The organism is Streptomyces sp. NEAU-174 (genome assembly GCF_052665095.1).
Map to the genome: position 1 here is coordinate 149,098 of NZ_JBQTCE010000014.1, position 14,707 is coordinate 163,804.

Annotated in this window: 13 protein-coding genes and 1 pseudogene; 10 read left to right on the top strand and 4 right to left on the bottom strand. The window is 71.1% G+C overall.

Going from position 1 to position 14,707, the window contains the following annotated elements:
- Positions 1-19 precede the first annotated feature (19 nt).
- From ACT2CW_RS34800 to ACT2CW_RS34830, 7 genes and pseudogenes are all read left to right on the top strand, one after another.
- On the top strand, positions 20-724 hold the full coding sequence (locus ACT2CW_RS34800; RefSeq protein WP_445519407.1) for a VanZ family protein: 705 nt from the start codon (positions 20-22) through the stop codon (positions 722-724).
- Between the two features lie 68 nt (positions 725-792).
- Positions 793-1,512, top strand: a complete 720-nt coding sequence (locus tag ACT2CW_RS34805; RefSeq protein ID WP_086882480.1) for a response regulator transcription factor — start codon at positions 793-795, stop codon at positions 1,510-1,512.
- Complete coding sequence (locus tag ACT2CW_RS34810) at positions 1,505-2,644, top strand: sensor histidine kinase (RefSeq protein WP_445519408.1); 1,140 nt, start codon at positions 1,505-1,507, stop codon at positions 2,642-2,644. Before ACT2CW_RS34805 ends, ACT2CW_RS34810 begins: the two co-directional genes overlap by 8 nt.
- A 124-nt stretch (positions 2,645-2,768) precedes the next feature.
- Complete coding sequence (gene icmF, locus ACT2CW_RS34815; RefSeq protein ID WP_445519409.1) at positions 2,769-5,999, top strand: fused isobutyryl-CoA mutase/GTPase IcmF; 3,231 nt, start codon at positions 2,769-2,771, stop codon at positions 5,997-5,999.
- A gap of 41 nt (positions 6,000-6,040) precedes the next feature.
- Complete coding sequence (locus ACT2CW_RS34820; protein WP_445519410.1) at positions 6,041-6,901, top strand: 3-hydroxybutyryl-CoA dehydrogenase; 861 nt, start codon at positions 6,041-6,043, stop codon at positions 6,899-6,901.
- 174 nt (positions 6,902-7,075) lie between these two features.
- Positions 7,076-7,330 (top strand): annotated as a pseudogene (locus ACT2CW_RS34825) (electron transfer flavoprotein subunit alpha/FixB family protein); the annotation flags it as partial.
- A 148-nt stretch (positions 7,331-7,478) separates the two neighbouring features.
- Positions 7,479-7,859 carry a hypothetical protein gene (locus ACT2CW_RS34830; protein ID WP_445519411.1) on the top strand — a complete coding sequence of 127 codons (381 nt, stop codon included), beginning with the start codon at positions 7,479-7,481 and terminating at the stop codon, positions 7,857-7,859.
- A gap of 119 nt (positions 7,860-7,978) precedes the next feature.
- On the opposite strand, the gene ACT2CW_RS34835 is transcribed toward ACT2CW_RS34830, so the two are convergent.
- The gene (locus tag ACT2CW_RS34835) at positions 7,979-9,265 is read right to left on the bottom strand and encodes an MFS transporter (RefSeq protein WP_445519412.1); all 1,287 of its coding nucleotides are present in this window, start codon (positions 9,263-9,265) and stop codon (positions 7,979-7,981) included.
- 134 nt (positions 9,266-9,399) lie between these two features.
- Here ACT2CW_RS34835 and ACT2CW_RS34840 point away from each other — a divergent pair, with 134 nt between their 5' ends.
- Positions 9,400-10,371: a LysR family transcriptional regulator gene (locus ACT2CW_RS34840; protein ID WP_445519413.1), complete on the top strand. Its 972-nt coding sequence runs from the start codon at positions 9,400-9,402 to the stop codon at positions 10,369-10,371.
- 78 nt (positions 10,372-10,449) lie between these two features.
- Here the strand turns inward: ACT2CW_RS34840 and ACT2CW_RS34845 are convergent, their stop codons facing one another.
- Entirely contained in the window at positions 10,450-11,319 is an 870-nt protein-coding gene (locus tag ACT2CW_RS34845) for a helix-turn-helix domain-containing protein (protein ID WP_445519414.1), read from the bottom strand.
- A gap of 148 nt (positions 11,320-11,467) precedes the next feature.
- Here ACT2CW_RS34845 and ACT2CW_RS34850 point away from each other — a divergent pair, with 148 nt between their 5' ends.
- Positions 11,468-12,076: an NADPH-dependent FMN reductase gene (locus ACT2CW_RS34850; RefSeq protein ID WP_445519551.1), complete on the top strand. Its 609-nt coding sequence runs from the start codon at positions 11,468-11,470 to the stop codon at positions 12,074-12,076.
- Positions 12,077-12,095: 19 nt separating this feature from the next.
- Here ACT2CW_RS34850 and ACT2CW_RS34855 read toward each other — a convergent pair whose 3' ends face one another.
- Complete coding sequence (locus tag ACT2CW_RS34855; protein ID WP_445519415.1) at positions 12,096-12,668, bottom strand: hypothetical protein; 573 nt, start codon at positions 12,666-12,668, stop codon at positions 12,096-12,098.
- Positions 12,669-12,784: 116 nt separating this feature from the next.
- On the bottom strand, positions 12,785-13,255 hold the full coding sequence (locus ACT2CW_RS34860; RefSeq protein ID WP_182468151.1) for a winged helix-turn-helix transcriptional regulator: 471 nt from the start codon (positions 13,253-13,255) through the stop codon (positions 12,785-12,787).
- Positions 13,256-13,372: 117 nt separating this feature from the next.
- On the opposite strand from ACT2CW_RS34860, the gene ACT2CW_RS34865 reads away from it, so the two are divergent.
- A complete protein-coding gene (locus tag ACT2CW_RS34865) occupies positions 13,373-14,674 on the top strand; it encodes an MFS transporter (protein ID WP_445519416.1) in 1,302 nt (433 codons plus the stop codon).
- Positions 14,675-14,707: the final 33 nt, after the last annotated feature.

Here is a 14,707-nt window from a genome sequence, read left to right on the forward strand (position 1 = left end):
CTCCGTCTCCCATGGAGGCATGAACCAGAACGCATCCCTGTCCGCACCGCCCCGCCGCACGCGCACGATCGCGCTCCTCGGCCTGGCTGTCCTCATCATGGCGAGCGCCGTGTTCGTCGTGCGGGGGCCGCTCATGATGGCCGCTCCGAGGTGCGTGGCCGGGCGGTGGCACGGCTGCTTCGACACCTTCAACGGTGTGGTGCTCATGACGCTGGTCGCACTGCCGCCGGCCGCGCTGGTGGTGTGGGCTCTGGCGCGCCGTCGCCGTGCCGCCGGCGTCGCGTCGGCGTGGCGGATGTCGCTGGCCGAGGTGGGCCTGGTCCACGGGACGGTGCCGTTCCTGTGGATGACCATGATGCCGGGTGCCGGGGCCGGCACCGTCCCGCCGCGGGTGAGCCTGGTACCTCTGCGGGACCTGGTCACGATGGGGCCGCTCGGGATCGCCGGCAATCTGCTGGTCTTCGCGGCGCTGGGGTTCTTCGCCCCGATGCGGTTCGCGGCGCTGGCGTCCGTGCCGCGGATCCTGGCGCTCGGGGCGGGCTGCTCGGCCCTGGTCGAGACCGCACAGTACGTCCTGCGGCTGGACCGGGTGTCGTCCGTGGACGACGTCCTGGTCAACGCCGCCGGCGCCGTACTGGCCGCGCTGGCGTCGCGCCGCTGGTGGCGCACTACGGCCGAAGCGCCGTCGGACCTGCCCCGCCCCGCGCCGGCACCGGCGGGCTGAGTCGCGTGCCCGGTTGGCGCACGTCTTCGCATACGTCGGCGATATGTGGCGCTGCTTAGGCTTCGGACATGCGCGTGCTGATCGTGGAGGACGAGCCCTACCTGGCCGAAGCCGTCCGGGACGGTCTGCGGCTGGAGGCGATCGCCGCCGACATCGCCGGCGACGGCGACTCCGCCCTGGAACTGCTCAGTATCCACTCCTACGACCTCGCGGTCCTCGACCGCGACATCCCCGGCCCCTCCGGCGACGAGATCGCCCGCCGCATCGTCGCATCCGGCAGCGGCATCCCGATCCTCATGCTCACCGCCGCCGACCGGATCGACGACAAGGCTTCCGGGTTCGAGCTCGGCGCCGACGACTACCTCACCAAACCGTTCGAGCTGCGGGAGCTCGTCATGCGGCTGCGGGCGCTCGACCGCAGACGCGCGTACGCCCGGCCCCCGGTCCGCGAGATCGCGGGCCTGCGTCTCGACCCCTTCCGCCGGGAGGTCTTCCGCGACGGACGCTACGTCGCGCTCACCCGCAAGCAGTTCGCCGTGCTCGAAGTCCTGGTCGCCGCCGAAGGCGGTGTCGTCAGCGCCGAAGAGCTGCTGGAGCGGGCCTGGGACAACAACGCCGACCCCTTCACCAACGCCGTCCGCATCACCGTCTCCGCACTGCGCAAACGACTCGGCGAACCATGGCTCATCGCCACGGTGCCCGGCGTCGGCTACCGAATCGACACCGGCATGGACACTGGCATGGACACCGGCATGGACACCACCCACCCCGGCGGCACTCATGAATAGCCGCTCAGGGCTCAGCGCCCGACTGAAGCTCACCATCAGCTACGCCGGCTTCCTCCTCCTCGCCGGCGCTCTCCTGCTGGCCGTGATGTGGGTGTTCGTGCTGCGCTGGCTACCGGACGACGACCCCGGATCCGTCCGGAAGAGGTTCGGCGCCGTGATCATCACCGGCCCCAATCGCGCCGACCTCCTGCGCGGCTTCGCCCCCGCCGTGGCCACGGCACTGGCCTTCCTCCTCGTATTCGGCCTCCTGGGAGGATGGATCCTCGCCGGCCGGATGCTCGCACCACTCACGCGGATCGCGTACGCGGCACGGACGGCCGCGAACGGCTCGCTGTCCCACCGGATCCGCATGACGGGCCGCCGGGACGAATTCCGCGAACTCGCCGACGCGTTCGACACCATGCTCGAACAACTCGAGTCCCAGGTCGCCGAGCAGCGGAGGTTCGCCGCGAACGCCTCCCACGAACTGCGCACCCCGCTGGCAATCTCCCGGACACTCCTCGACGCCGCCCGCAACGACCCCACGCGGGACCAGGGCGAACTCATCGAACGCCTCCACACGGTCAACACGCGGGCGATCAACCTCACCGAGGCACTCCTGCTGCTCAGCCGCGCCGACCGCGGGAGCTTCACCCGCGAGCCCGTCGACCTCTCCCTGGTAGCCGAAGAAGCCGCCGAAACGCTGCTTCCCCTCGCCGAAAAGCGCCAGATCAGGCTCGACGTCACCGGCGAGACAACACAGGTCGTCGGCTCCGAGGCGCTCATCCTGCGGATGGTGACGAACCTCGTCCAGAACGCCATCGTCCACAACCTCCCCGTGGGCGGCACCGTAACGGTCCACACCGAACGGCGGCACGACGCGAGCGTGCTGCGGGTCGAGAACACGGGCCATCCGCTCCCGGCGGAGCTGGTACCGGCCCTCACCGAACCCTTCCAGCGCGTAACGGAACGCATACGCACCGACGAGCACGCCGGCGTGGGCCTCGGGCTGGCCATCGTGCACAGCGTCGCCCGGGCACACGACGGCACCCTCGACCTCACACCCCGCCCCACCGGCGGACTCCTCGTCACGATTCGGCTTCCCGGCACGCCGCGGGCACCGTCCCCGAGCGGGGGCCCGCCGGATCGTTGACCGTACGCGGGCACCACTCGCCCTGCCTCTGTGCTTCTCTTCACACTCTCCTCGCCTCCAGTAATTTATTAGGACGTCCTACTATCTCTTCAGTCGGCGCCTCTGACCCGTCTGGAAGGCCCTCATGAGCGATCTGCACCGTCCCGTGCACCCCGTCCGCCTGGTTACCGCTTCGGCGCTGTTCGACGGGCACGACGCGTCGATCAACATCATGCGAAGGATCTTCCAGTCCCAGGGCGCGGAGGTGATCCACCTCGGTCACAACCGGTCGGTGCGGGAGGTCGTGGACGCGGCGCTGGAGGAGGACGCGCACGGTGTCGCGGTCTCGTCCTACCAGGGCGGCCATGTCGAGTACTTCGAGTACCTCGTGGAGTCGCTGCGCGCGCAGGGCGCGGACCACGTCCGTGTCGTGGGCGGTGGGGGCGGTGTGATCGTGCCCGAGGAGATCGACCGGCTGCGCGCCGGCGGAGTGACCATCTTCTCTCCCGAGGACGGGCAGCGGATGGGCCTGGCCGGGATGGTCAACTCGGTGGTGAAGGACTGCGACTTCGGACTCTGGGATCGTCAACCGGCCGATGTCGCGGACGTGCTGGCGGGCGACCGGTTCGCCATCGCCCGCGCCATCACCGGTGCCGAACTCGGCGCGCTGCCCCCGCACTTCCTGGAGCAGTTGCGCGCCGCGGCAGGGGCGCGGGTCACCCCGGTGCTCGGCATCACCGGCACCGGCGGTTCGGGCAAGTCGTCGCTCACCGACGAGCTGGTGCGCCGCTTCCGGGTGGACCAGCAGGACAAGCTGCGGATCGCGGTGATCGCCGTCGACCCGACCCGCCGCCGCGGGGGAGGGGCGCTGCTCGGCGACCGCATCCGCATGAACTCCCTCGACGGCAACCGGGTGTTCTTCCGGAGTCTGGCCACCCGCGGCGGCCGTGAGCTGCCCGAGCACCTGTCCGACGTGATCGATGTGGTGAAGGCGGCCGGATTCGACCTGGTGATCGTGGAGACGCCGGGCATCGGCCAGGGCGACGCGGCGATCGTGCCGTTCGTCGACGCCTCGATGTACGTGATGACGCCCGAGTTCGGTGCCGCCTCGCAGCTGGAGAAGATCGACATGCTCGACTTCGCCGACGTCGTGGCGATCAACAAGTTCGAGCGGCGCGGCGCCAAGGACGCACTCCGCGACGTGGCCCGCCAACTGGTCCGCAACCGCGAGGCGTTCACCATGCGGCCCGAGGACATGCCGGTGTACGGCTCCTCGGCGGCCACGTTCAACGACGACGGCGTCACCGCGCTCCACCAGCACCTGAAGACCGTCCTGGCCGAGAAGGGCCTGCCGCTGTCCGAGGGCAGCCTGGCGCCGGTGGATGTGCGTCACTCCTCCGGCATCCGGCAGGTGGTTCCCGCGGAGCGGGTGCGCTATCTCGCAGAGATCAGCGAGACGGTCCGCGGGTACCACGCCGAGACCGGTCGACTGGCCGAAGCGGCACGGCGCGTACAGCGTCTGGAGGCGGTCACGGCCGAGCTCGAGGAGGCGGGCTCCGACGCGGAGAACGTGCGGTCGCTGCTCGAGGACGCCCGCAGGCAGCTCCCGTACGACATCACGGAGCGGATCGAGAACTGGCCCACCGTCATCGCCTCCTACTCCGGCGATGAGCAGGTCGTGAAGATCCGGGACAAGGAGATCCGTACCAAGCTGACCCGCGAGTCGCTGTCCGGCAACAAGATCCCCCGGGTCGCCCTGCCCCGCTTCACCGACCACGGGGAACTGGTGCGGTTCTGGCGCGGAGAGAACCTGCCCGGCCACTTCCCCTTCACCGCCGGGGTGTTCCCCTTCAAGCGCGACAGCGAGGACCCGGCGCGGATGTTCGCCGGCGAGGGCGACCCGTTCCGCACCAACCGGCGCTTCAAGCTGCTCTCCGAGGGCCAGCCGGCCACCCGCCTGTCCACCGCCTTCGACTCCGTCACCCTCTACGGCCGCGACCCCGACGAACGCCCCGACAACTACGGCAAGGTCGGCACATCCGGCGTCTCGGTGGCCACGCTGGAGGACATGAAGGCGCTCTACGACGGCTTTGACCTCGTCGCGCCCACAACCTCGGTCTCCATGACGATCAACGGACCCGCGCCGACCATCCTGGCCTTCTTCCTCAACACCGCCGTCGACCAGCAGCTCGACCGGTTCCGGGAGACCGAGGGCCGCGAGCCGTCGCCCGAGGAGACGGCCGAAATCCGTGCGCACGCCCTGGGACATGTGCGCGGCACGGTGCAGGCCGACATCCTCAAGGAGGACCAGGGGCAGAACACCTGCCTGTTCTCCACCGAATTCAGCCTGCGGATGATGGCCGACATCCAGGAGTGGTTCATCGCCCACAAGGTCCGCAACTTCTACTCGGTGTCCATCTCCGGCTATCACATCGCCGAGGCCGGCGCGAACCCCATCAGCCAGCTGGCCTTCACCCTGGCCAACGGCTTCACCTACGTCGAGGCGTACCTCGCCCGGGGCATGCACATCGACGACTTCTCCCCGAACCTGTCGTTCTTCTTCTCCAACGGCATGGACCCCGAGTACTCCGTCCTCGGCCGGGTCGCCCGCCGCATCTGGGCCGTGGCGATGAAGGAGAAGTACGGCGCGAACGAGCGCAGCCAGAAGCTGAAGTACCACGTCCAGACCTCGGGCCGCTCGTTGCACGCCCAGGAGATGGACTTCAACGACATCCGCACCACCCTTCAGGCGCTCATCGCGATCTACGACAACTGCAACAGCCTGCACACCAACGCCTACGACGAGGCGGTCACCACCCCCACCGAGGACTCGGTCCGCCGGGCCCTGGCCATCCAGCTGATCATCAACCGGGAGTGGGGTCTGGCGATGAACGAGAACCCCCTCCAGGGGTCGTTCATCATCGACGAGCTCACCGACCTGGTGGAGGAGGCCGTACTCGCGGAGTTCGAGCGGATCAGCGAACGCGGCGGTGTGCTCGGCGCCATGGAGACCGGCTACCAGCGCGGCCGTATTCAGGACGAGTCGATGCTGTACGAGCAGCGCAAGCACGACGGCACCCTGCCGATCATCGGCGTCAACACCTTCCGCGACCCGCATGCGGACACCGCTGCGCCCGCCGCCATCGAGCTGGCGCGCGCCACCGAGGACGAGAAGAAGTCCCAGCTCGCGCGGGTACGGGATTTCCAGGCCCGCCACCACGAGACGGCCCACGCCGCGCTGGCCGCCCTCAAGGAAGCGGCGGTGAGCGACCGCAATGTCTTCGCCGTCCTCATGGACGCCGCCCGGGTCTGCTCGCTACAGCAGATCACCGACGCCTTCTTCGAGGTCGGCGGCCAGTACCGCCGCAACGTCTGACCAGCCAAGGCACACCACCCGCTCACCGGATAGGACCTCAGATGTATCCCGTTACCCGTCTCGGCGTCGTCGGCTGCGGTCTCATGGGCTCCGGCATCGCCGAAGTCGCCGCCCGCAACGGCATCGATGTCCGTGTCGCCGAGGCCACCCCGGACGCCGTCGAGGCGGGCCGCCGTCGTCTGACCGCCTCCCTCGACGGGGGCGTACGGCGTGGCAAGCTCAGCGAGGAGCAGCGAGACCAGGCCCTCGCCCGGCTCTCCTTCACCCACGACCTGAGCGACCTGGCCGACCGCCAGTTCGTCATCGAGGCCGTCGCCGAGAACCGCGACATCAAGACCGAAGTCCTGCGCGCCCTGGACAAGGTCGTGGAAGACCCGGCGGCGATCCTGGCCACCAACACCTCCTCGATTCCCATCGTCGACCTCGCCGTCGCCACGGAACGGCCCGCCCAGCTCATTGGTATGCACTTCTTCAACCCCGTGCCCGTGCAGCAGCTGGTCGAGGTCATCCCCGCTCTCACCACCAGCCAGGAGACCGTGCAGCGCACCCGCGACCTCGTCCAGCAGCTCGGCAAGCAGGCCATCCAGGCACCCGACCGCTCCGGCTTCGTCGTCAACGCCCTCCTTGTGCCCTACCTGCTGAGCGCGGTGCGGATGGTGGAATCGGGCTCGGCGCGGCCGGACGACATCGACCGGGGCATGGAACTCGGCTGCGCCCACCCCATGGGGCCGCTGCGCCTGCTCGACCTCATCGGACTCGACACCGCCCAGGCGGTGGCCGAGTCGATGTACGAGGAGTTCAAGGAACCCCTGTACGCACCGCCCGCCCTGCTGCGCCGCATGGTCGCGGCAGGTCACCTGGGCCGCAAGAGCGGTCGTGGCTTCTACACCTACGACGCCTGAGCCCTCAGGGCGCTGGTCGCCGGTAAACAGGGGACACAAGCACCTCGCTGGTGCTGGCCAGGGCCATCGAGAAGGCCGGCTACGACCTGGTCGTCTGCGGGGATGGCGTCTACGGACGGCACGATGGGTGTGCTTCCGGCGATGCTGGCGCCCGACTACCTGGTCGTTCCGAAGGTGGACGCGGGCTGGTATCCGCACACCAATCAGGTGGGTCAGACGGGTAAGACCGTTTCGCCGCAGCTGTACATCGCGGCGGGTATCTCGGGTGCGATCCAGCACCGGGCCGGTATGCAGACCTCGAAGACCATCGTGGCCGTCAACAAGGATGCCGAGGCCCCGATCTTCGACCTGGTCGACTACGGCGTGGTGGGCGACCTCTTCGAGGTCGTCCCGCAGCTGACCGAGGAGGTCAAGACCCGCAAGGGCTGACCGCTGCTCGCTCGCCGAGGACATGCGGTCGCCCTCGATATGGCCTGACTCATCCCCGTTGAGCTGCTCGTAGAAGCGGCACTGGTCGATGGGCCCTTGCCCCTGAGTACCGGCCCTGCTGCCGCACCGCCCGGTGGCGATCGAGGGGATGGACGTCCGCCTGGTGGAGGTCGTCCGCGCCCGGCGCGGCGGTGGCGCGGTGCCCGATCTGCTCGGGCTGGAGCCCTCGTGCACCGCGGTACTGCGCAAGGCCGCGGCCGAACTGCTGCCCGGCGACCCGCGCGCGGCAGCGGTACGACTCGGTGATCGAGCACTCCGACTCAGCGAACGGCTCGCCGCAGGACCGGCGTTCGCTCTGGGGCGGACCAAACACGTGATGCGCGGCCGCTGGGACACATCGCGCGAGCGGAGAGGCCGGGAAGAAGCCCATGTGATCTCTGAGGCGGTCGAGACGCCAGAAGCCGCCACGATGGTCGAGTCCTTCGTCAGAGGCGGCCAAGGCGGCGGCGAAGCCATCCCTGCCGGGTGAGGTCTTCGGGGTGATCTGCCCGGTGGCACGGCCTCGGGGCCGTGGCCTCAGGAGAGGCGGGTGCCGCTCGGCGGGGACGGGGCGCTCGGCGTGCCCGAGCCGGGCCTCGTCGCGGCCCGTCATGCGCTGCCGCTCGACCGGCTCGGGTACGGTTCCGGCCGCAGCTCCGGGAGACGCGCCGCTGCGCGGCGGGGGAGCAGCAGCGGGGTCGCCAGCAGGAGCACCCCGGCCAGGGCGATGGCCGTACGCGGGCCGAGCAGGCCGCCCAGCACGCCCCAGAGGGCCGTCAGGAGCGCGGTCGAGGCCTTGGTCGTCACCGCCCAGGCGGACAGCGTGCGGGCGACCCTATCGGGCGCGGTGCGCTCGAGGCGGTAGGTGGCGTAGACGGGGTTGAAGACCCCGCAGCAGAAGATGAGCCCGAGCTCGACGCCCATCACCAGCAGCAGTCCGCGGGTGCCCGGTTCCACGAGGGCCAGGCCGACGGGCCAGATGGCGCGCAGCGCCCCGAGCGCGACCAGGACCGGGTGCTGCCCGAACCGGGTGACGAGCGGTCGGGCCAGCCACGAACCGAGCAGCCCGCCGATCGAGGGTGCGGCGAAGGCGAGGCCGTACTGCCACGGCGCGAACCCGAGTTTGCCCAGCATCAGGACGGCCAGCAGCGGCTGGGCGGCCATCACCAGGCCGTTGAACAAGGCGGTGTTGAAGAACAGCGGGCGCAGCGTCGCGTCGGCGAGGATGTAACGCCAGCCGTCGAGCAGGTCCCTGGTCCTCATGCGCGCGGTCGCCCGGCGCTCCGGGCGCGGCTCGTGCCCGCCCATCGCGCGGATGCCCAGGGCAGAGAGCAGGTAGCTGACCGCGTCGGCCACCACCGTCGCCACCGGGCCGAGGAGTCCGATCGCGGCGCCGCCCAGCGGTGGTCCGATGATCGTGGTCGTCCAGGCCGTGGACTCGAACCGGGCGTTGGCGACGAGCAGGTCCTCGGCCGGCAGCAGCGCCTTGAGGTACGCGCCGGAGGCGGCGCGGAAGGTGATGTCGGCCGCCGCGACGACGACGGAGACCAGCAGGAGCTGGAGGAAGGTGAGCGCGCCGAACGCGAACGCGGCGGGGATCGTCAGCAGTGCCGCGCACCGCACCAGATCCGTCGCGATCAGCACCGGCCGCTTGCGGCGGAACTCCACCCACGGGCCGAGCGGCACCGCCGCGGCCGCGCCCACGGCGGCCCCGACGGAGGAGAGCGCGGCCACCTCGGCCGGTCCGGCGTGCAACACCCGGATGGCGATCAGCGGGAACGCGCCGAAGGCGAGCCATGTGCCGAGCGCGCTGGTCCCGTACGCCCCCCAGAGCCACCCGAACCGCCGCCCCAGCCGATGTCCGAGCAGATGTCCCGGCCCGTGCCCGCCCCGCATACCCGACGCCCCCTCGCCACTCATTCGTACAACCGATCCGCGATCGGAAGCATCAAAGCGAGCGCCACACCCAGGGATCAAACAACCGCAGGGCCACCTGCCACAACCAATGGTTGTGGCCCTAGGGTTTCGGCATGGACCTCGACACCGTCCGGACCTTCGTCGCCGCCGCCGACGCGGGGCAGTTCCAGGAGGCCGCCGCCGAGCTCGCGGTCACCCAGCAGGCCGTCTCCAAGCGCATCGCCGCGCTGGAGCGCGACCTCGGCGTGCGGCTGTTCACCCGCACTCCGCGCGGCGCCGAGCTCACCATCGACGGGCAGGCGTTCCTGCCGCACGCGCGCGAGCTGCTGCGCGTCGCCGAACGCGCGGTCTCGTCCGTGCGCGCCGGCCGCCGTCCGCTGCGCGTCGACGTGATCGCCTCGCGCACCGCACAGTCGGCCCTGATGCGCGGCTTCCACCGCGCGCACCCCGAGATCGACCTCGACGTGGTGATGCTGTTCGATGTCGAGACGGCCGTCGCCGCCATCCGGTCCGGCACGATCGACGCCTCCTTCCGCGCCGTCGCCATGCCCGGCCGGCCCCTTCCCGAGGACATCGCCTCCGTCCGGGTGCTCGACGAGCCGCTCCAACTGCTCACCGGCCCCGCACACGCGCTGGCGGGCGCCCGGTCGGTGACCGTAGCCCAGCTCGCCGGGCACCGGATCTGGATGCCCGGCATCGTCCCCGGTACCGAATGGGCCGCCTACTACGACGACCTCGTCGCCGAGTTCGGCCTCACCATCGAGGCGACGGGCCCCAACTTCGGCTCCGACGCGCTCCTCGACACCATCGCCGACACCCCGGCCCTGGCCACCTTCATGAGCGAGCAGACCCTCCCCCGGCTACCGCCGGGAGGTGCCCCCACCGTCTGGCCCGCCGGCCACGGCCTGCGCCGTATCCCGGTCACCGACCCGACACCCGTCTACCCGCACTCCCTCCTCTGGCACCGCGACAACCCCCACCCGGCGCTGCCCACCCTCCGCGCCCACCTCGCCACCACGGCGACAACGGCGACCGGCCACGACGCCGCCGGGACCTGGGCGCCGAGCTGGGTGATTCCACGCTGAACCCCGCCACGTCCTCGACCGCCGTGACCACCACGTCCTCGACCGCCGTGGTCGGGCCGACGGCCGTCCCCAGCGGTCTCAGCCGGACACCGCGCGCAGCGCCCCGGACCGGCGGCCCGTCAGCCGGTCCAGCGCGGCGGCGGAGGCGTCGTCGGCGGGGATGTGCACCACCAGGCGCTGATCGTCGTCCGCGGGCAGCTCCAGCGTCTCGTAGGCCAGGCGGAGTTCCCCCTCCTCGGGGTGAACGAGCCGCAGGACGCCGTTCGCCCTCGGCAGACCGGGCAGGGTCGCCACCCGCTCGGCGAAGTCCGGACCGGCGGTCACGGTCAGCTCGTCGGCGACCGCCGCGATATGGGGGTCCGCGCGGAACGGCCCCTGCTTGAGCGCGGCCACCTGGTCATCGGCGACCCGGTCCCAGTCGGGGCAGGCGGTGCGTGCCCGCGGGTCGGTGAAGACGTAGCGGACGAGGCTGGGCGGACCGCCGTCCGCACCGTGGGCATCGAGGAGCCCCAGCGGCCGGGTGAGCCGTTCGTACGCCTCCGTCCAGGCCAGGAGCTCGCCCAGCCCGTTGCGCAGAACGGCCGGGGCGGGCTCGAGACGGTCCAGCAGCGCCCGCACGGTGGGCCGCACCGTACGGCCGGGCACCGCCCCGCCCCGGCAGGTGAACCCGCCCTCGGCGCCCTTGGAGAGCCGGTGCAGATGGACCCGCTCGCTCGCGGTCAGCCGCAGCGCGTCGGCGAGCGCGGAGAGCACTGGCGCGGACGGTCTGCGGTCGCGCCCCTGCTCCAGCCGGGTCACATACTCCACGCTGACCCCGGCGAGCGTGGCCAGCTCGGCCCGGCGCAGCCCCGGCGTCCGGCGGCGCGGCCCGGTGGGCAGCCCCACGTCGGCGGGGGCCACGGCCTCGCGGCGGCTGCGGAGGAAGAGCCCCAGCTCGTTGTCGCTCACGCCGTGAACGTAGCAGCCGCGCCGGTGCGGATCGTGGCCGTGCCACTACCAGTCTCGGCCCGGCCTTCCTGGCACCCGGTGACCCCGGCAGATTCGAAGGCGATCCAACGGACCCCAGCACAAGGAAAGGTGCTGAACAACCATGCCCATGGAGTCCCAGAACGGTGCACCCCTCGACCTCGCGGTGATCATCGGCAGTGTCCGGGAGGGCCGCTTCGGCCCGGTGGTCGCGAAGTGGTTCGCGGAACGGGCCGAGGAGTACGGTCGCTTCACGGTGAACCTCGTCGATCTCGCCGACACCGCCCTGCCACTGGCCCTCCCGGCGGTGCCGCCCGCCCTCGAACCCCGTATGGCCCGCCCTGCCGGGATGGCGGACCTCACCCGGCGGCTTGAGCAGGCCGACGCGGTGGTCGTGGTGACGCCCGACTACAACCGCAGCTTCCCCGCCTCCCTGAAGGCCGCGATCGACTGGCACTACACGGAGTGGGAGGCCAAGCCGATCGGCTTCGTCGGCTACAGCGGAGCCAGCGGCGGCCTGCTCGCCATCGAGCAGCTCCGCCAGGTCTTCGCCGAACTCCAGGCCCACACGGTGCGCAACGTCGTGACGTTCCCCCGCTACTACGAGCTCTTCGGCCCGGAGGGCGAGCTACGGGACCCGGAGGGCCCGAACGGCGCCGCGAAGGCGATGCTCGACGAGCTGCTGTGGTGGGGCGAACTCCTCCACGAGGCACGTCGCACCCGGGCCGAGACCGCCTGAGCGGCCGCCCGCGCCGGGCTCAGCCGTCCAGCAGCCTGACCATGTCATCGATCACGCCTTCGTTCGTGAACCGTGCCAGCCATGTGGCGAACCGCGGGCCGAACGCGCACATGGCCGCCTTGCCGATGGCCGCTTCCTCGTCCTCGTCGGGCGGGGTGAGACCGAAGTTCCGGTCCAGCCAGATCAGGTATTCCTGACGTGCCGGGAAGAGCTCGTCGAGATCCTCGTCCTCGTAGGCGACGTCGCGTTCGACGGGGAGCAGCCGGAGCAGCTCTCGCAGGTTGCGCGCATGGACCCAGACGTCGCCCTCGTCACCGAGGAACACGACGGGCAGGTCCGCGAGGTCGGCCCGGTCGTCGAACCGCCACAGCGCGTAGCCCGAACCGCTGCCGGTGGCCCGTGCGAAGGGGATCAGCTGGTCGAAGAACTCGGCGCGGCTGGGGTTCTTCGGATCGTCCAGCCAGCCCTTGAGCTCGCTCTTGTCGTCGTAGTCGAGCAGCTCGAAGCCATCCGCGTAGCTGTGCGTCCCGAACTTGTCGTCGAACTCCCGGAGGAGATTGAGCTCCAGGATGGGCGAGTACACGCTGTTCATGATGGCCACCGTGACGGAGAGGCGGGGTCGTGTGCTCGCATCGTATTGCCGCCGGTGTGCGCGCGGGACTCGGATGCGGCAACTACCGCGGCAACAACCCTGTCACCTGGCGGAGATCACCCTCGCTTCCCGCCCTCCTTCTCCCGCACCTTCTCCACGACCGTGTCCTCCGGCTCCACCGGCCGTCCGTCCGCCGCCTGAATCCGCAAAGGGCGCAACGGGCGGCCGGTCCGGCGGTCCAGCAGGCGGGAGTGGTCCTCGCCGGGGGTGAAGCACTGTTCCTCGCCCCACTGGCGCAGGGCGACGATCACCGGGAACAAGGCGCGGCCCTTGTCCGTGAGGAGGTACTCGCGGTGCGACCCGCCGTCCGGCGCGGGCTCGCCGCGCAGCACCCCGGCCTCCTCCAGTGTGCGCAGCCGCGCCGCCAGGATGTTCTTGGCGATGCCGAGGCTGCGCTGGAACTCGCCGAAGCGGCGGCTGCCGTCGAAGGCGTCCCGCACGATCAGCAGCGACCACCAGTCGCCGATGGCGTTCACCGTCCGGGCGACGGGACAGGGGTCGGCGTCGAAACGGGTGCGGGCGACCATCCGTGGCTCCTCTCCTCCAGTTCCCCGGATCCTCTCCAGAGATGGTTGCAACATGCTACCTCGCACGGCTACGGTCACGGCGGTAGCAAGTTGCAACCGAATGGAAGGTGTGTCGGTATGGCGATCGAGTGCTCCGGTGCTGTCGGCGGGTGCGGCGGGACCAGCGGCCACCAGGCGCCTGCCACAGTCCCTGCCGCGGTGCCTGCGTCGGACGCGCCGCCGCCCGCCAAGCTCGTGCCCCTGCTCGCCCTCGCCTGCGGCAGCTCCGTCGCCACCGTCTACTTCGCCCAGCCGCTGCTGGTGACCCTCGGCGAGCGGTTCGCGCTCGGCTCAGGATTGCTCGGCGTGATCGTCACAGTGACTCAACTCGGCTATGTGGTGGGCCTGTTGACGCTGGTGCCGCTCGGCGACCTGCTCGACCGTCGGCGGTTGGTCACCGGTCAGCTCGGGCTGCTGGCACTGGCACTCCTGGCCGCCGGGCTGGCGCCGGGCGTGGCGGCGCTGCTCGGCGCGCTCGCCGTGGTCGGGCTGCTCGCCGTCGTCGCCCAGACGATGGTCGCGGCGGCTGCCGCTCTGACCCCGCCCGCCCGGCGCGGCCGTGCCGTCGGGACGGTCACCGGCGGTATCGTCACCGGAATCCTGCTGGCCCGCGCCGCGGCCGGTGTCCTCGCCGACCTCGCCGGCTGGCGGGCGGTCTACCTGGTGTCCGCGGGCGTCACCGCGGTCCTCGCCTTGCTGCTGCGTCGTGTGCTGCCCCCGGGCGCACCGTCCGCCGGGGTGCGTGAGGCGTCGTACGGACGACTGGTGGCCTCGACCGTCGCCCTGTTCGTACGGCATCCGCTGCTGCGGATCCGGGGCGCGCTCGCCCTGCTGGTGTTCGCGGCCTTCAGCGCGCTGTGGAGCGGCGTGGCGCAGCCCCTGAGTGGTCCGCCGTGGTCGCTGTCGCACACCGCGATCGGAGCGTTCGGGCTCGCCGGGGCGGCCGGGGCGGTCGCCGCCGGAGTGGCCGGGCGCTGGAACGACCGGGGACTCGCCCAGCGCACGACCGGTGTCGGCCTCGCCCTGCTGGCGCTCTCCTGGCTCCCGATCGCACTGACCCGGCAATCGCTGTGGGCGTTGGCGGTCGGCGCCGTCCTGCTGGACTTCGCCGTACAGACCGTCCACGTCACCAACCAGACCCTGATCCACGCCGTCCGGCCCGACGCGGGCAGCAGGATCATCGGCGGCTACATGGTCTTCTACTCCGCGGGCAGCAGCCTCGGCGCCCTCGGCTCCTCCCTCGCCTACGCGACGGCGGGCTGGCCGGCGGTGACGGTTCTCGGCGCGTCCTTCAGCCTCGCCGCCCTGCTCCTGTGGGCAACGACCCGCCGTATGGGGCTGCCCGGCGACAACCCGGCAGTCGAGCCGGACGTCAACTGACCGCCAGGCCATGGACCTGGCGGCGGGAGCCCC